Source organism: Nonomuraea sp. NPDC002799 (assembly GCF_053592075.1).
Window position 1 is genome coordinate 248,628 of sequence record NZ_JBSFVA010000005.1, and the last position, 16,459, is coordinate 265,086.

The following is a 16,459-nucleotide window of genomic DNA, read 5'->3' on the forward strand; positions in this document are numbered from 1 at the left end:
CGGCCTCCTGTTCAGGACGTGCAGACATACCGACAATCGCATGGCGGATGGCGGGCGTAAAGAAACGATCTGAACACGAGACCGCGGCTCTTCCGCGCTGCCGCCGGGACATGGGTTCGCCGTGAGCTGATCGTGGGAAGTGCAGACAGCAACGCAACATGAGTAGGGTCGCCCTAGGAACACTGACGTTTGGAGGGAGTCGCGTGGCATCGCACAGGGATCTGCCCGTCGGCTTGGTGAACCAGCTTTTCCGAAACAGCGGAAATTCCTCGTTCACGGAGTTTGTCAGCTCGTATGCGCCTGCTTTGCTTCCGCAGCGGGACGAGGTCCTGGCCACCCCGATCGGCGACCAGGTTCCGCACGCGACCACGATCGTGGCCGCCACCTTCGCCGGTGGCGTGATCATGGCGGGCGACCGGCGGGCCACGTCCGGCAACATCATCTCCCAGCGCGACGTGGAGAAGGTCTTCCGCGCCGACGACTACTCGTGCATGGGCATCGCCGGCACGGCCAGCACGGGCATCGAGTTCGCCCGCCTCTACCGGGTCGAGCTGGAGCATTACGAGAAGCTCGAAGGCCGCACGATGTCGGTGGCCGGCAAGGCCAACCGGCTGGCGACCATGATCAGGGGCAACCTCGCCATGGCGATGCAGGGGCTCGTGGTGGTGCCGCTGTTCGCCGCCTACGACCCCGACCGGGACGAGGGGCGCATCTTCAGCTATGACGTGGCGGGCGGCCCCTACGAGCGCGAGCGCTATGACGCGATCGGCTCCGGCTCGATCTTCGCGCGCGGGGCGCTGAAGAAGCTCTACCGTGACGGCTCCACGGCCGACGACATGGTGATGACCCTCATCCAGGCGCTCTACGACGCGGCGGACGACGACTCGGCGACCGGCGGCCCCGACGTGACGAGGAAGATCTGGCCGATCGTGTCGGTGATCGACGGCGACGGCTTCCGCCGCCTCCCCGACAGCGAGGTCTCCGCCTTCGTCGAGCGGATGCTCGAATCCCGCATGATCTCGCCCGACGGCCCCATCGCCCCGCTGCGCTAGAAAGGACCACCGCACGTGTCCATGCCTTTTGGATATGCGTCCCCTGAGCAGATCATGCGGGACAAGGCCGACTACGCGCGCAAGGGCATCGCGCGGGGCCGGTCCGTCGTCGTGCTGCAGTACGTCGACGGCATCCTCTTCGTGGCGCCCAACCCGTCGCGGGCGCTGCACAAGATCAGCGAGATCTACGACCGGATCGGCTTCGCGGCCGTCGGGCGCTACAACGAGTTCGAGGAGCTGCGGCTCGGCGGCATCCGCTACGCCGACATCAACGGCTACACCTACGACCGCTCCGACGTGACCGGGCGCGGCCTGGCCAACCTCTACGCCTCCAACCTGGGCCGCATCTTCACCGAGTCGATCAAGTCGCTGGAGGTGGAGGTCGTCGTCGCCGAGGTGGGCGACAACAAGGACGGCGACGCGATCTACCGGCTGACCTTCGACGGGTCGGTCTTCGACGAGCACGGCTTCGCGGCCATGGGCGGGCAGGCGGAGGCCGTGTCGGGGCGGCTGAAGGAGCGTTACCGCGAGTCGATGTCGCTGGCCGACGCGCTGGAGGTGGCGCTGGCGGCGCTCACCGAGCCCGGCGGCGAGCGGCCGCCGGTGGGGCAGCTCGAGGTGGCGGTGCTCGACCGCAACCGGGAGCACCGCAAGTTCCTGCGGCTGACCGGGGGCCGGCTGGAGCGGCTGCTCGGCCAGACCACCACGACCACGACGCCGACCACGCCGCCCGATGCCACGCCGCCCGCCTCGGAGGAGAAGCCGCCTCCCACAGGGCCCGAAGGTGACGTGGACGACGGCTCCTCGCCGCTGTAGGACCTTCTCCGAACGGGGCCGCCCACGCGCGGCCCCGTTCGTGTGGGCGGGGCCGGGTTCGGGTGTGAGCTGTTTCACAATGGCGGGGCCGAACTCCGCGGGGTGATCGGGGATCTCATGATCTGTGAACACACCCCTGCGTAGCCTGCTGGCCGGCGCCGCCGCCGCAGTGCTGCTGACCTCCGGCACGGCCGCCCACGCCGCCACCACCGGCACGAGCCGGGCCGCCGGCACGGCCGCGTATGCCAAAGACGCCGCGTATCCCAAGTACAAGGCCCCCAAGGTGTTCGGCACCACCTATCAGGCCGATCCCGGGCATGACTTCACCAAGCGGATCAGCCCGCGCCGCGACGGCATCCTGCGCGGCTGGATCACCTACGTCCGGGGCGGCGTGGCCGAGTACGAGCCGATCAAGTGGAAGAAGGGCACCCAGCACGAGGGCAACTTCGTGTCTCCGCCCGAGGGCGACGTCCGGGCCTACGCCTCGCCGATCGCCAAGAACGTGGTCTTCCTGTCGGCGTACGGGTGCAAGACGTCGATGGCGGACATGACGGTCGGCCGCAACACGGGCCTGGGCGCCAAGCGCTGCTCCAAGACCGTGCTCACCAAGCGGCACGGCCGCCAGCAGGTGCCGTCGCTCATCACCGTTCACCAGGGGAAGATCGTCCAGGTCCAGGAGATCTGGACTCCTTGACATCCGCCCGGGGCTACTCGCGCCCCACAGGGGCGGGCGCGGGACGAAACGGGCAAAAAGGGCTGGGTGTGAAAACACCCGGGAAGATCTCTCCCGCTTGCCGATCCGTGGGCATAGTGTGAGGTGATGGATCGTCGCATCTTCGGGCTGGAGAACGAGTACGGCGTGACCTGCACGTTCAGGGGGCAGCGCAGGCTGTCCCCCGACGAGGTCGCGCGCTACCTGTTCCGGCGGGTCGTGTCCTGGGGCCGATCGAGCAACGTCTTCCTCCGCAACGGCGCGCGTCTCTATCTCGACGTGGGCAGCCACCCTGAATACGCAACACCCGAATGTGACAACGTCATCGAGCTCGTCACCCACGACAAGGCGGGCGAGCGCATTCTCGAGGGCCTGCTCGTGGACGCGGAGAAGCGGCTGCGCGAAGAGGGCATCGCAGGTGACATCTATCTCTTCAAGAACAACACCGACTCGGCGGGCAACTCCTACGGTTGCCACGAGAACTACTTGGTCGGCCGGCACGGGGAGTTCGGGCGGCTGGCCGACGTGCTGATCCCGTTCCTGGTGACACGGCAGATCGTGTGCGGGGCCGGCAAGGTGCTGCAGACGCCGCGCGGCGCCGTCTACTGCGTCTCGCAGCGGGCCGAGCACATCTGGGAGGGCGTCTCCAGCGCCACGACCCGGTCCAGGCCCATCATCAACACCAGGGACGAACCGCACGCCGACGCCGAGCGGTTCCGCCGCCTGCACGTCATCGTGGGCGACTCCAACATGAGCGAGACCACCATGCTGCTCAAGGTCGGCGCCACCGACCTGGTGCTGCGCATGATCGAGGCGGGCACGGTGATGCGCGACCTGTCGCTGGAGAACCCGATCCGGGCCATCCGCGAGGTCTCCCACGACATGACGGGCCGGCGCCGGGTGCGCCTGGCCAACGGGCGCGAGGCCTCCAGCCTGGAGATCCAGCAGGAATACCTGTCGAAGGCGAAGGACTTCGTCGAGCGCCGCGGCGGCGACGCCATCGCCCACCGGGTGCTGGAGCTCTGGGAGCGCACGCTGCACGCGGTCGACACCGGCAACCTCGACCTGGTCTCCCGGGAGATCGACTGGGTGACGAAATACCAGCTCATCGAGCGTTACCGGAAGAAGTACGATCTGCCGCTGTCCTCGCCGCGGGTGGCGCAGCTCGACCTGGCCTACCACGACGTGCACCGCAAGCGCGGCCTGTTCTACCTGCTGCAGAAGCGCGGCTCGGTGGAGCGGGTGGCCTCCGATCTGAAGATCTTCGAGGCCAAGTCGGTGCCGCCGCAGACGACCAGGGCGCGGCTGCGCGGCGAGTTCATCCGCAAGGCGCAGGAGAAGCGGCGCGACTTCACCGTCGACTGGGTGCATCTCAAGCTGAACGATCAGGCCCAGCGCACGGTGTTGTGCAAGGATCCGTTCCGCAGTGTGGACGAGCGGGTCGACAAGCTCATAGCGGGCATGTAGGGATCCGTTTACCTCGGGCCTACCGTGATGTCGGGTAGTGTGACGCGAATCTGCCGTCTTTCCGAGGGAAACCCATGCGCCGCGCTCTGGCCGTACTGGCCGCCGTGCCTCTGCTCTTGCTCGCCGCAGCGTGCGGCTCCGACGACGGCGCGGGCACCGCCGCCACCGCCGGGGCCACCACCGCCGGGGCCGCCGCCGCGTCGGGGCTGAAGGTCGGGGGAGCCGTGGGCGCCAAGCCCACGGTGACCTTCCCGGCCGGCACGCCGGCGACGAAGTCGTCGTACGAGGTGATCCAGGCGGGCAACGGCTCCGGCGTCAAGTCCGGCGACAGGGTGATCGTCAACCTGACCGTCTACAACTGGGACGGCAAGGGCAACGCCGTCCAGGGCTCCTCCTACGACACCAAGACGCCTGAGACGATCGCGATCGACCAGCAGCTCCCGGATGTGCTCCAGGAGGGCTTCACCAAGGTCAAGCACGGCGGCCGGCTCCTGGCCGTCCTCGCCAACGACTCGGTCGCCCAGCAGCAGACGACGCCGGCCGAGCCGACCAAGGTGTTCGTGTTCGACGTGGTCGGCGCCCAGCCGCCGGCGCTCAAGGCCGCCACCGGCAAGGAGACCAAGGAGAGCATCAAGGGCGTCAAGGTCGACAACCCGGGCGGCGAGAAGGCGCCCACGCTGACCACCAAGACGGACGAGAAGGCGCCGAAGGAACTCGTCGTCAAGACGCTCATCACCGGCACCGGCCCGAAGGCGCAGGCCACCCAGACGCTCGTGGTGCACTACACCGGCAAGCTCTGGGGCACCGACAAGGCGTTCGACTCGAGCTGGGAGCGGGGCAGCCCCGCCGAGTTCTCGCTCAGCGGCGTGATCAAGGGCTGGCAGCAGGGCCTGGCGGGAGTGCCGGTCGGCAGCCGGGTCGTGATGAGCATCCCGCCGGACCTCGGTTACGGCGACCAGGAGCAGCAGGGCATCCCGGCCAAGAGCACCCTGGTGTTCGTGGTGGACATCCTGGCCGCCTACTGAGTCGCGGATGGGCGTTCCGGCCGTTCGCCGAGGCGTGACGCGGTAGCATCTGCAGGCCCGGTGGCGCAGCGCCGCCGGGCCGTCCCGCGCAGGAGGGCCGATGCTCCGCCGTGTCACCGCGTTGTCACTGCTGGCGCCGCTGCTGGCGGCCGGCTGCACGGGGCAGGCCGCCGACGCTCTGGACCTGCGGGTGGGCGGCGCGTTCGGCGCCCGGCCGACGATCGTCTTCCCCGGCGGCAAGCCCGCGGCCGGACTCCAGGTCGACGAGCTGGCCACGGGCACGGGCGCGCGGCTGCACCAGGACGACGTGGCGATCGTCCAGTACACCGCGCACGTGTGGGACGGCGGGCGCAACCGCCTGGTCGACTCCAGCTTCAACCGCGGCACCCCGGCCGCCTTCCCCGTCGGCGGGCTCGTGCCCGGGCTCGACACGGCGCTGCGGGACCGCACGGTGGGCAGCCGGGTCATCGCCGCCATCCCGCCCCAGGACGGCTTCGGTCCCAACCCGCCGCGCGGCGTCGAGCCCGGCGAGGAGCTGTTCTACGTCGTCGACATCCTCGGCGCGCACGCCAAGGGCGTCTCGGTCGAGGGGAGCGGCGGCACGCTGGCGGGCGTCCGGGTCACCGGCGGGGCCCGGCCCCGGCTCGCGGTGCCCGCGACCGCGCCGCCCGCCGGGTTCGCCGCCAAGGTGCTGGTCAGAGGCCGCGGGCGGGCGACACAGGCGGGGCAGCTCGTCGTCACGCAGTACGAGGGCGCGATCTGGGGCCCGCGGCGGGTCTTCGACGCGACCTGGACGAGCGGGCGGCCCAAGGCGTTCAGGATCGGGGACGGCAGCGTGATCAAGGCCTGGGACAAGGCCCTGGTCGGCGTGCCCGCCGGCAGCCGGGTCCTGATGATCGTCCCGCCCGCGTACGGCTATGGCGAGCCCGGCCATCCGGCGTTCGGCATCAAGGGCTCCGACACCCTCGTCTTCGTCGTGGACGTCATCGCCGCCTACTGACCGGCCCCCGCGCCCGGCCGCCCGGCGCTGCCGGGCCTCGGCCCGTGCGGCAGCGGGAAGGGCCCGGCCGGGCGGCGGCTTTCATAGACTCCGCGTGTGAGCGATGACGACCTCGAGGCGCTGGCCCTCCTGCACGACCCCGTACGCCGCAGCCTCTACGCGGTCGTCACGGCGCGTGGCGGCGACGTGGGCAGGACGGAGGCTGCCGAGGCCGCGGGCGTGTCCAGGACGCTGGCCGGGCACCATCTCGACAAGCTGGTCGAGGCCGGCCTGCTGGAGAGCGGGTTGCGGCAGCAGGAGAAGAAGGGGCCGGGCAGCGGCCGGCCGGCCAAGGTCTACCGCAGGGCCAAGGGCGAGCGTTCGGTGAGCCTGCCGCCGCGCGACTACGCCGCGCTCGCCTCGGTCCTGGCGCACGTGGTGGACGAGCTCGGGGCCGAGGAGCAGGCCGAGCGGTCGGCGCGCGAGGCCGGCGCCCGGATGGCCGGGCGGCACCGGGGTGAGCCCGCCGAGCGGGTGCTGGCCTCGCGCGGCTACGAGCCGTACGCGGAGGGCGGCGTGACGCGGCTGCGCAACTGCCCCTTCCACGTTCTGGCCGGGGAACAGCCGCTGCTGGTGTGCTCGATCAACCTGGCCCTGTGCCAGGGGCTGCTCGAAGGGCTCGGCGACGACCCCGGCCGGGCGGCGCTCGACCCGCGCCCCGGCGAATGTTGCGTCTCACTAAAACAAATAGACGTTGACATAGAAGCCGGGTGATGGTGTGCTGGGCCCATGCACCTCGCCCAGCTGAACATCGCTCACCTGCGCGCCCCCGTCGCCTCGCCCGAGCTCGCCGAGTTCGTGGCCCTGCTCGCCCCCGTCAACGCCCTCGCCGACGAGGCGCCGGGGTTCGTGTGGCGGCTGAAGGCGAGCGAGGACGACCCGGCGGCCACCACGATCCACGGCTACGGCGACCATCTGCTGGTCAACTTCTCGGTGTGGGAGTCGCGGGAGACGCTCTGGGACTACACCTACCGCAGTGCCCATCTGGACGTGCTGCGCCGCCGCAGGGAGTGGTTCCTGCGGATGGCGGAGCCGTACATGGTGATGTGGTGGGTCCCCGAAGGGCGCATCCCGTCGCTGGCCGAGGCGATGGCGCGGCTGGAGCACCTGAAGGCCGCGGGGCCGAGCCCCGCGGCCTTCACCTACAAGGACGGCTACGACAGCAGCGAGGCCGTCAGCCTGCCCGCCGCCGCCGAGGCCAGGAAGTAGGCCAGGTCCTCCGTCAGCCCCCGGCCCATCGTCGACAACCGCACCGGTGAGTCCCGCAGCGCCTCGTGCAGGCCGTCCACCGGGACCGGGACCAGGCGGTGGCGTACGGCCAGCAGCTCGGCCTGGTCCCTGACCCGCTCGCCGAACGCGCCGGGCAGCACCGGCACCGGCACGTCGGCCGGCGCCAGCGCGACCCGGCCGTAGGCGGTCAGCGAGTGATGGGAGACGCCGTAGTGGCGCTCGCGCCGGTCGCCCTCGCTGACCCGCAGGGCCGCCACCGGGCGGCCGAGCAGCACGCTCGCCGCGTTCACCGCCTCGCCCGCCGAGACGCCGGAGAAGCCCCACCGGGTGCCCGTGCCCAGATTGCCCGGCCCCTGCGTGACGATCGCCACGTCGGCCTCCAGCACGTGCCGGGCCGCCAGCAGCCCGGTGTGGGCGGTGACCGCCTCCAGGTCGCCGCCGAACGCCTGCCCGACCGTGACCACCCCGGCCAGCCAGCCGATCTCGCGCAGCCGGGCCGCCGCCATCGAGAACCAGGCGGGCAGCGCGCCGCCGTCCAGCATCACGTAGGCCACCCGCGTGGCGGGCGCCGCGGCGTACAGACCGCACAGGATCGCCGGCAGCGCCGAGTGCAGATCCGCCACGATCACCGGCATCCCGTCGAGGGAGTCGGCCTCCCGCAAACGGTCGTGATAGGGGGAATCCTGCTCGTCCGCGCCCTGCACGGTGGCCTGCAGCGGGGTGTACCTGGCCTTCACCAGGTGCCCGGGCCCCTCAGGATCTTGCGGCAAACGGTTAGGGACGGCCACCACCATGGCGTAACCTCCCGTACCGAGACCCATCGCGAGCGCGGTCGTGTTGAGCAGCACTTCGTCACCGGGTTCCGGACGCCCCACCAACGGCGGATACGCCAGCGCCCGGCACTCCCCCTCGGGGACGGCGACGTCCAGCTCCACCGCTCCCGGCCACTCGCGTCGGATCCGAACGACCTCGCCCTTGCGCCATCTGATCACGGGGGCAGGGTAGCGCCGATGAAGGAGGAGTGCGGATGTCGCGCCGGAAGACGGAACGGTTGCTCAACCTCGTGATCTGCCTGCTCGCCACCCGCCGCCCGCTGTCGGCCGAGCAGATCCGCCAGGCCGTGCCCGGATACGACCGCGATGGCGACGAGGCGTTCCAGCGCATGTTCGAGCGGGACAAGAACGAGTTGCGCGAGATCGGCATCCCCATCGACGTGGTGCGCGACCCGTGGGAGGACGAGCCGGGCTACCGGATCGAGCGGCAGTCGTACGAGCTGCCCGAGATCACCCTGGAGCCCGACGAGGCGGCGGTCCTGGGCCTGGCCGCGCAGGTGTGGCAGCGCGCGAGCCTGGCCGAGGCCGCCTCGGGGGCGCTGCTGAAGCTGCGCGCCGGCGGCGTGGCCACCGACGCCCCCGTCGGCACCGGCGCCCTTGAGCTGCGCGTCGACACCCGCGACCCGGCCTTCCCCGCCTTGTGGGACGCCGTGCGCGACCGGCGCGTGGTGCGCTTCGACTACCGGGCCTCCGGCAGCGAGACCGTCCGCAGCCGCACGGTGGAGCCGTGGGGCGTGGTCAGCCGCCGCGGCCGCTGGTATCTCGCCGGCTTCGACCGCGACAGGGACGCCCCGCGCGCCTTCCGGCTGAGCCGCATCAGCGGCCAGGTCGCCGCCACCGGCCGGCCGGGCGCGGTCGAGGTGCCCGAGGGCGTCGACCTGCGGGCCATGGTCGGCTTCCCCGACGAGCCGCTGGAGGAGCGGGTGGCCGTCGTCCGGGTGCGCCAGGGGGTGTGCGAGGGCCTGCGGCAGCTCGCCAGGGCCGTGCACCAGGGCACCGACGGGTGGGACGAGGCCGAACTGCCCTTCTCCGACGCCGAACGGCTGGCCGGCTGGATGGCCAGCCTCGGCGCCGACGTCGAGGTCGTCGAGCCGCCGGACGCCCGCGAGGCCGTCATCCGCCGATTGAAAGGGGCCTGCGCATGAGTGGGTCGGCTGACCGGCTGCCGAGGCTGCTGGCGCTGGTGCCGTACCTGATGTCCCATCCCGGGGCGCAGGTCGGCGAGGTGGCCGCGGTGTTCGGGCTGAGCGACAAGCAGCTCATCGACGACCTGCAGCTCGTCTGGATGTGCGGGCTGCCGGGGCACACCCCCGGCGACCTGATCGACGTGTCCTGGGACGGCGGCGAGATCATCATCGACAACGCCGACACCATCGCCAGGCCGCTGCGGCTCGGCATCGACGAGGCCAGCGCGCTGCTGGTCGCCCTGCGCATGCTGGCCGCCACCCCTGAGCTGGCCGAGGTGCCGGGCGACGCGCTGCCCCGCGTGACGGCCAAGCTGGAACGGGCCGCGGGCGAGGGCGCGGCCACCGTCAGCAGCCAGGTCACCGTGGACGTCGACGCCGCCCCCGACGCGCTGCCGCGGGTTCGCGACGGGCTGAGGCGGGGCCGCAGGTTGTCGCTGCGCTACTACGTGCCAGGCCGCGACGAGGTGACGCCGCGCGAGGTCGACCCCATGCGGGTCGTGGTCGTCGACGGCCGCGCCTACCTGGAGGGCTGGTGCTACCGGGCCGAGGCGATGCGGCTGTTCCGCCTGGACCGGGTGCTCGGCGTGGACGTGCTCGACGTGGCCGCCGATCCGCCGGCGGAGGCCGAGCCCATCGACGTCGCCCAGGGCGTCTTCCGGCCCTCGCCGACCGACGAGCTGGTCGAGCTGGAGGTCAGCGCGGCGGGCCGGTGGGTGGCCGAGTACTACCCGTGCGAGCGGATCGCCGAGCTCGGCGAGGGGCGGCTGCGGGTGACGCTGCGGGCCCGCGACGAGGACTGGATCATCAAGCTGGCGCTGCGCCTGGGCGACACCGGCCGGGTCGTCTCACCGCCCGCGATGGCCGAGACCGTGCGGCAGGAGGCCGAACGCGCCCTGGCCCTGTACGCTCACCAGCCATGACGTGGATCTTCTTGGCCGCGGGCCTCGGGCTGGCCGGGCTGGTCGTGCTAGGGATCGCCGGCGCCCGGATCGTCGCGGCGGCACGTACGCTGATGAGGGAAGTCGCCGAGGCGAAGGCCCAGCTCGAGCCGAGGCGGCCCAGATTGGCGCCCCGGGGGGATGAGAGCACGCCCCGGGCAGCGTACGATCGTGGCTGAAACAGGCAATCGCTAGAAAAGGGCGTTTACATGCCGAACCTTGGAGTTCCCGAACTTCTGATCATCCTGCTGGCGCTCGTCCTGCTGTTCGGTGCGAAGAAGCTGCCCGAGATGGCCCGCGGCGTCGGCCGGTCCCTGCGCATCTTCAAGTCGGAGACCGCCAAGCTCCGCGACGACGATGACACCGAGCACACCGTGCAGGCCCAGGCGCAGGCCCCCGCTCCGGCGCAGCCCGAGCCCGTGCAGCCGCAGCAGCTCTCCTCCGCCCCCACCGCTCCGGCTCCGGCCCCCGCCCCGGCGCTGTCCGCCGAGGAGCAGGCCCGCCAGCTTGAGGAGCAGGCCGCCCGCCTGCGCGCCGGCGCCGCGCAGGCCGACAAGCGTCTCTGATCCCCGTCCCTCCTCGTCACCTGGACTGCTAGATGGCGCTGCTGAAACGGTCGAGCCGCCCCGCGTCCGACCCCGAAGGCCGCATGCCCCTGATGGAGCACCTGCGCGAGTTGCGCAACCGGCTGCTCCTCGCGCTGGGCGCGATCGTGGTGGGCATCATCATCGGATGGATCTTCTTCGATCCGGTGTGGGAGCTGATCAAGGCGCCTTACTGTGAGACGCCCCAGTCGCGCCAGCTCAACGGGACGTGCAGCCTGACCTACAGCGGTATCTTCCAGTCGTTCTTCATCACGCTGAAGGTCTCGCTGATGATCGGCCTGGTGGTGTCCTCGCCGGCCTGGCTCTACCAGATCTGGGCGTTCGTCACCCCGGCCCTCTACCGCACCGAGAAGCGTTACTCCCTGGCCTTCCTCGGCCTGGCCGTCCCGCTGTTCGCCTTGGGCGCCGGACTGGCCTACGTCATCATGGACACCAGCCTCGGCATCCTGCTGGGGTTCTCGCTCGACGGAACCGTCGCCACGATCGGCATCGACGACTTCCTCGACTATGTCCTGATCATGCTGCTGATCTTCGGCATCTCGTTCGAGCTTCCGCTGCTGCTGGTCTTCCTCAACTTCATCGGCGTGTTGTCCCACAGCACCGTGAAGAAGCACCGCCGTACGGTGGTCTTCGCGATGTTCGTCTTCGGCGCGATCGTCACCCCCGGCGGCGACCCGATCACGATGATGGCGCTGGCCGCCCCGATGATCATCCTGTACTTCGTCGCCGAAAGCGTCATGTGGCTGCGCGAGAGACGCACGCCCGCCGGAGACGACTTCTCGCATCTGTCCGACGACGAGGCCTCGGAGCTCATCGAGGACTCCGCGCCGGTCGGCGACGCCGCGCCGGTGGACCCCGCGACGCCCATCGACGATGATCCCGATGCGAAGCGCACCTAAGAGAAGCGCACCCCAGAGGATTCCGGTTCCGGGCGATAAGCGATAAATTCCGGGCGTGTCCCCTCAACTCGCCCTGCTCGTCAACCCCGCCGCCCGCGGCGGCCGTACGCTGCGACTGCTCGAACCCGTGGCGCGCCGCCTGCGCGCCGGAGGGGCCGAGCTGTCGGTGATCGTCGGAGAGAACGCCACCGACGCCCTGGAACGTGCCTGCACCGCCGTCGCCGAGCGCCCAGACGCGCTCGTGGCCTTCGGCGGCGACGGCCTGGTGCACCTGGCCGTGCAGGCTGTGGCCGGCACCGACGTGCCGCTCGGCATCATCCCCGCGGGCACGGGCAACGACATCGCGGCCGCGCTCGGCGTGCCCGGCAACCCCATCGCCGCCGCCCGCGCGGTGTTGCGGATGAAGTCGCGGCTGGTGGACGTCGCCCGCGTCCGGGCCGGGCAGGCCGACGAGCTGTTCGCCGGGGTGTTGTGCTGCGGGTTCGACTCGCGGGTCAACGAGCGGGCCAACCGGCTCACCTGGCCGCCCGGCATGGCGCGCTACCTGGTCGCGACGGCGGGGGAGCTGCGCTCGTTCCGGCCGATCCCGTTCCGGGTCACCTTCGACGGGGACGAGGTGATCGAGCGGGAGGCCATGCTGGTGGCCGTCGGCAACACGCGGTCCTACGGCGCGGGCATGCGGGTGTGCCCCGACGCGCGGCCCGACGACGGGCTGCTGGACGTGGTGATGCTGGAGGCCGTGTCGAAGGCGGAGTTCCTGCGGGTCTTCCCCAGCGTGTACCGGGGGACGCACGTGGGGCACCGGGCGGTGACGGTGCGGCGGGTGCGCAGCGTGCGGCTGGAGGCGGCCGACACCGTCGTCTACGCCGACGGCGAACGGGTCGGGCCGGTGCCGGTGGACTGCGAGGTGCGGCCGGGCGCGCTGCGCGTCATCGCGTGAGATCTACTTTGTAAAGGCGTCCGCCGGATACGCGGGCCCGCCGCGCCGTGTCATGCGTGCGCCACGTCGTCCAGCAGCGCCATCACCTCGATGACGGCGCGCAGCTCCTCCTCGGCGCACCGCTCCCGCAGGGTCCGCGCCAGCCACTCCTGGCGGGCCCGGCGGTCGCCGAGCCGGTGCTCGCGGCCCTGGGCGGTCAGGGTGACGAGCTGGCGGCGCCCGTCCTGCGGGTCGGGGTGCCGCTGCACGAGGCCCGCCTCGCGCAGCGCGGTGACGATCTTGGCCATGGACTGGGGGCGTACCCGCTCGGCCGCGGCCAGGTCGCTGGCCGACGCGGGCCCCTGCTTGTCCAGCCGGGCCAGCACGGAGACCTGGGCCGGGGTGAGGTCGCCCTCGCCGGCCAGGTCCTTGAGCCTGCGTCGCAGGCGGCTGAATACGACCCAGACGTCGCCCGCCGCGCGGGCCGCCAGCTCGTCTCCGCTGTCGTCCATGACGCCCACGGTAGAACCTTCAGTCCAGACTGTACAGTTTGGGGTGGACAGTGATGAGTGATCACCTTAGGGTGCCTATATGGTGTTGTGTCGTGCGCGTGGGGCGCACTCGGCCGGAATTGCTGGGGCCACCGGGGAACGGGCGGGACGGACCGGAATGCCGATTTCGGTAGGCTGGCAGGTATGACAACGCCAGCGGAACGCTACGCGGCCTTCCGTCAGAAGCACGGGGACGACGGGGCGGCTCTCAAATCGTTCCGCAGTCACTACGACTTCGAGCTGGACGACTTTCAGCTCGACGCCTGCCGGGCCCTGGAGGCCGGTGACGGCGTCCTGGTGGCGGCGCCCACGGGCTCGGGCAAGACGGTGGTCGGCGAGTTCGCCGTGCACCTGGCCCTGGAGCAGGGCCGCAAGTGCTTCTACACCACGCCGATCAAGGCGCTGTCCAACCAGAAGTACAACGACCTGGTCAAACGCTACGGCACCGCCAAGGTCGGCCTGCTGACCGGCGACAACAGCGTCAACGGCGAGGCCCCGATCGTGGTCATGACCACCGAGGTGCTGCGCAACATGCTCTACGCCGGCTCGGCGACGCTGGCCGGGCTGGGCTTCGCGGTCATGGACGAGGTCCACTACCTGGCCGACCGGTTCCGCGGGGCGGTGTGGGAAGAGGTCATCATCCACCTGCCGGAGTCGGTCCGGCTGGTGGCGCTGTCGGCGACGGTCAGCAACGCCGAGGAGTTCGGCGAGTGGCTGGGCGACGTGCGCGGCGACACCTCGGTGATCGTCGACGAGCACCGCCCGGTGCCGCTGTGGCAGCACATGCTGGTCGGCAACCGCGTCTACGACCTGTTCGTGGCCGACGAGCTGACGCCGCGCATCAACCCGACGCTGATGCGGGTCACGCGTGACGCCGAGCGCCTGACGGCCGGCCGCGGCCGGCGCGGCTACGGCCGCCCGCAGCGTTCCCGGCCGGCGGACCGCGTGCAGGTCATCGAGAAGCTCGACGCCGAGGGGCTGCTGCCGGCGATCACGTTCATCTTCTCGCGGGCCGGTTGCAGCGCGGCCGTCCGCCAGTGCCTGCAGGCCGGCATCCGGCTCACCACCGACCGCGAGCGGCACGAGATCAGGCAGCTCGTCGACGAGCGCACGGCGCACCTGCCCGACGAGGACCTGACGGTGCTGGGCTACCTGGAGTGGCGCGACTGCCTGGAGCGCGGCCTGGCGGCCCACCACGCGGGCATGCTGCCGGCCTTCAAGGAGGTCGTCGAGGAGCTGTTCACGCGCGGGCTGGTCAAGGCCGTGTTCGCCACCGAGACGCTGGCGCTGGGCATCAACATGCCGGCCCGCAGCGTGGTGATCGAGAAGCTCGACAAGTGGAACGGCGAGACCCACGCCGACCTGACACCCGGGGAGTACACCCAGCTCACCGGCCGGGCCGGGCGGCGCGGGATCGACGTCGAGGGCCACGCCGTGGTGTTGTGGCAGCCGGGCATGGATCCGCTGTCGGTCGCGGGCCTCGCCAGCACCCGGACCTACCCGCTGCGCTCCAGCTTCCAGCCTTCGTACAACATGGCGGTCAACCTCGTCGGCCAGTTCGGCAGGGAGCGCGCCAGGGCGTTGCTGGAGGAGTCGTTCGCCCAGTTCCAGGCCGACCGCGCGGTCGTGGGGCTGGCCAAGCAGCTCCGCAAGCACGAGGAGGCCCTGGAGGGCTACCAGGAGGCCATGACGTGCCACCTGGGCGACTTCCCCGCCTACGCCGCGCTGCGCCGCAGGCTGTCCGACCGCGAGGCGGAGCTGGCCAAGCAGCGCGGCGCCGCCAGGCGGGCGGCGGCCGTGCGGTCGCTGGAGGAGCTGCAGCCCGGCGACGTGATCCGGGTGCCCGGCGGACGCCGGGCCGGCCTGGCCATCGTGCTCGATCCGGGGCGCAACCCGCGCGGCCAGGGGCCCAACCCGCTGGTGCTGACGATCGGCAAGCAGGTCAAGAAGCTCGACCCGGCCGACTTCCCGGTGCCGGTGGAGCCCATCGAGAAGCTGCGCATCCCGAAGAACTTCAACGCGCGCTCGCCCAAGGAGCGTGCCAACCTCATCTCCACGCTGCTCGCCAAGATGGGCGACCGCGACCTCGGCAAGCCGGTCAGGGCGCGCGACCACACGATGGAGGACGACGAGGTCAACGAGCTGCGCCGGAGCATCCGCCAGCATCCGTGCCACGGTTGCGACGAGCGCGAGGACCACGCCCGCTGGGCCGAGCGCTACTACAAGCTGCTGCGCGAGACCGAGGGGCTGCGGCGCCGCGTCGAGGGCCGCTCCCACGTGATCTCCCGTACCTTCGACCGCATCTGCTCGGTCCTGGAGCAGCTCGGCTACCTCGACGACGAGGCCGTCACCGACGAGGGCCGGCGCCTCGGCCGCCTCTACACCGAGCTCGACCTGCTCACCGCCGAGTGCCTGCGCAACGGCCTGTGGGAGGAGCTGGAGCCGGCCGAGCTGGCCGCGTGCGTCTCGGCGCTGGTGTTCGAGGCACGGGCGTCCGACGACGCCCGCCGGCCCAAGATCCCCGCCGGGCGGGCCCAGGACGCGCTGACGGCCATGATGCGGCTGTGGGGCGAGCTGGAAGGCATCGAGTCCGACCACAGCCTCTCCACGATCCGTGAGCCCGATCTGGGCTTCGCGTGGGCGGCGTTCCGCTGGACCAAGGGGCACAATCTGGACGCCGTGCTCATGGAGGGCATCAACGGCAACGAGCTGGCCGCCGGCGACTTCGTCCGCTGGATCAAGCAGCTGATGGACCTGCTGGGGCAGCTCGGAAACGCGGCGCCGCAGGGCAGCAAGATCAAGCAGACGGCGGGGAAGGCCATGGACGCCATGCGCCGGGGCGTGGTGGCCTACTCCTCGCTGACCTGATCCTCGGCGTGTTCGCGCGGCGGCCGGGCGGGTGCCCGGCCGCCGCCGCGTTCTACTCGGTCTCCTTCTTCCGGCCGCTCAGCACCGTCAGCGCCAGGCCGGCCAGGCCCGCCGCGATGTTCACGGCCGTCAGCGGGCCGCCGTCGAGCCAGTTGTGCAGCACGCCGAAGTCTCTGTCGAAGATGTGGCGGGCGATGAGGCCGCCGAAGCCCTGGATCATGAGGATCACACCGAGGAACGCCATGGGTCCAGGATGTCAGGGGCGGGCGGTCACTCCAACGAACCAAAGTATCGAGTGAATTGACGGAAAGCCGCACG

17 protein-coding genes are annotated in these 16,459 nt (G+C 71.1%); 14 read left to right on the plus strand and 3 right to left on the minus strand.

The window, feature by feature from the left end; genetic code table 11:
* Positions 1-203: 203 nt before the first annotated feature.
* The 8 genes from prcB to ACWD0F_RS12635 all read left to right on the plus strand — a co-directional run bounded on the left by prcB (position 204) and on the right by ACWD0F_RS12635 (position 7,320).
* Positions 204-1,052 carry a proteasome subunit beta gene (gene prcB, locus ACWD0F_RS12600; protein WP_449874705.1) on the plus strand — a complete coding sequence of 283 codons (849 nt, stop codon included), beginning with the start codon at positions 204-206 and terminating at the stop codon, positions 1,050-1,052.
* A gap of 21 nt (positions 1,053-1,073) precedes the next feature.
* On the plus strand, positions 1,074-1,868 hold the full coding sequence (prcA, locus tag ACWD0F_RS12605) for a proteasome subunit alpha (protein ID WP_449874707.1): 795 nt from the start codon (positions 1,074-1,076) through the stop codon (positions 1,866-1,868).
* A 124-nt stretch (positions 1,869-1,992) separates the two neighbouring features.
* A complete protein-coding gene (locus ACWD0F_RS12610; RefSeq protein ID WP_449874709.1) occupies positions 1,993-2,562 on the plus strand; it encodes a hypothetical protein in 570 nt (189 codons plus the stop codon).
* A gap of 126 nt (positions 2,563-2,688) precedes the next feature.
* Positions 2,689-4,047 (plus strand): Pup--protein ligase, encoded by a 1,359-nt coding sequence (gene pafA / locus ACWD0F_RS12615; protein ID WP_449874711.1) that lies wholly within the window; start codon positions 2,689-2,691, stop codon positions 4,045-4,047.
* A gap of 74 nt (positions 4,048-4,121) precedes the next feature.
* On the plus strand, positions 4,122-5,072 hold the full coding sequence (locus ACWD0F_RS12620) for an FKBP-type peptidyl-prolyl cis-trans isomerase (protein ID WP_449874713.1): 951 nt from the start codon (positions 4,122-4,124) through the stop codon (positions 5,070-5,072).
* A 100-nt stretch (positions 5,073-5,172) separates the two neighbouring features.
* Positions 5,173-6,072 (plus strand): FKBP-type peptidyl-prolyl cis-trans isomerase, encoded by a 900-nt coding sequence (locus tag ACWD0F_RS12625; RefSeq protein WP_449874715.1) that lies wholly within the window; start codon positions 5,173-5,175, stop codon positions 6,070-6,072.
* A 96-nt stretch (positions 6,073-6,168) separates the two neighbouring features.
* Positions 6,169-6,825, plus strand: a complete 657-nt coding sequence (locus ACWD0F_RS12630) for a helix-turn-helix transcriptional regulator (protein WP_449874717.1) — start codon at positions 6,169-6,171, stop codon at positions 6,823-6,825.
* A gap of 15 nt (positions 6,826-6,840) precedes the next feature.
* A complete protein-coding gene (locus ACWD0F_RS12635) occupies positions 6,841-7,320 on the plus strand; it encodes a DUF3291 domain-containing protein (protein WP_449874719.1) in 480 nt (159 codons plus the stop codon).
* Here the strand turns inward: ACWD0F_RS12635 and ACWD0F_RS12640 are convergent.
* Entirely contained in the window at positions 7,266-8,333 is a 1,068-nt protein-coding gene (locus ACWD0F_RS12640) for a DUF3866 family protein (RefSeq protein WP_449874721.1), read from the minus strand. The two genes, ACWD0F_RS12635 and ACWD0F_RS12640, sit on opposite strands and share 55 nt — an antisense overlap.
* Positions 8,334-8,368: 35 nt before the next feature.
* Here ACWD0F_RS12640 and ACWD0F_RS12645 point away from each other — a divergent pair, with 35 nt between their 5' ends.
* The 5 genes from ACWD0F_RS12645 (at position 8,369) to ACWD0F_RS12665 (ending at position 12,743) form a co-directional block, all read left to right on the plus strand.
* Complete coding sequence (locus ACWD0F_RS12645; protein WP_449874723.1) at positions 8,369-9,319, plus strand: helix-turn-helix transcriptional regulator; 951 nt, start codon at positions 8,369-8,371, stop codon at positions 9,317-9,319.
* Complete coding sequence (locus ACWD0F_RS12650) at positions 9,316-10,281, plus strand: helix-turn-helix transcriptional regulator (RefSeq protein ID WP_449874725.1); 966 nt, start codon at positions 9,316-9,318, stop codon at positions 10,279-10,281. The genes ACWD0F_RS12645 and ACWD0F_RS12650 overlap by 4 nt, the downstream gene beginning before the upstream one ends.
* A gap of 227 nt (positions 10,282-10,508) precedes the next feature.
* The gene (gene tatA, locus ACWD0F_RS12655) at positions 10,509-10,865 is read left to right on the plus strand and encodes a Sec-independent protein translocase subunit TatA (RefSeq protein WP_449874727.1); all 357 of its coding nucleotides are present in this window, start codon (positions 10,509-10,511) and stop codon (positions 10,863-10,865) included.
* 32 nt (positions 10,866-10,897) lie between these two features.
* The gene (gene tatC, locus ACWD0F_RS12660) at positions 10,898-11,803 is read left to right on the plus strand and encodes a twin-arginine translocase subunit TatC (protein ID WP_449874729.1); all 906 of its coding nucleotides are present in this window, start codon (positions 10,898-10,900) and stop codon (positions 11,801-11,803) included.
* A 55-nt stretch (positions 11,804-11,858) separates the two neighbouring features.
* Positions 11,859-12,743 carry a diacylglycerol/lipid kinase family protein gene (locus ACWD0F_RS12665; RefSeq protein WP_449874731.1) on the plus strand — a complete coding sequence of 295 codons (885 nt, stop codon included), beginning with the start codon at positions 11,859-11,861 and terminating at the stop codon, positions 12,741-12,743.
* Between the two features lie 50 nt (positions 12,744-12,793).
* Here the strand turns inward: ACWD0F_RS12665 and ACWD0F_RS12670 are convergent, their stop codons facing one another.
* Positions 12,794-13,234, minus strand: a complete 441-nt coding sequence (locus ACWD0F_RS12670) for a MarR family winged helix-turn-helix transcriptional regulator (protein WP_449874733.1) — start codon at positions 13,232-13,234, stop codon at positions 12,794-12,796.
* A 183-nt stretch (positions 13,235-13,417) separates the two neighbouring features.
* Here ACWD0F_RS12670 and ACWD0F_RS12675 point away from each other — a divergent pair, with 183 nt between their 5' ends.
* Entirely contained in the window at positions 13,418-16,141 is a 2,724-nt protein-coding gene (locus tag ACWD0F_RS12675; RefSeq protein WP_449874735.1) for a DEAD/DEAH box helicase, read from the plus strand.
* Positions 16,142-16,193: 52 nt separating this feature from the next.
* Here ACWD0F_RS12675 and ACWD0F_RS12680 read toward each other — a convergent pair whose 3' ends face one another.
* Entirely contained in the window at positions 16,194-16,385 is a 192-nt protein-coding gene (locus tag ACWD0F_RS12680; protein ID WP_449874737.1) for a hypothetical protein, read from the minus strand.
* Positions 16,386-16,459: the final 74 nt, after the last annotated feature.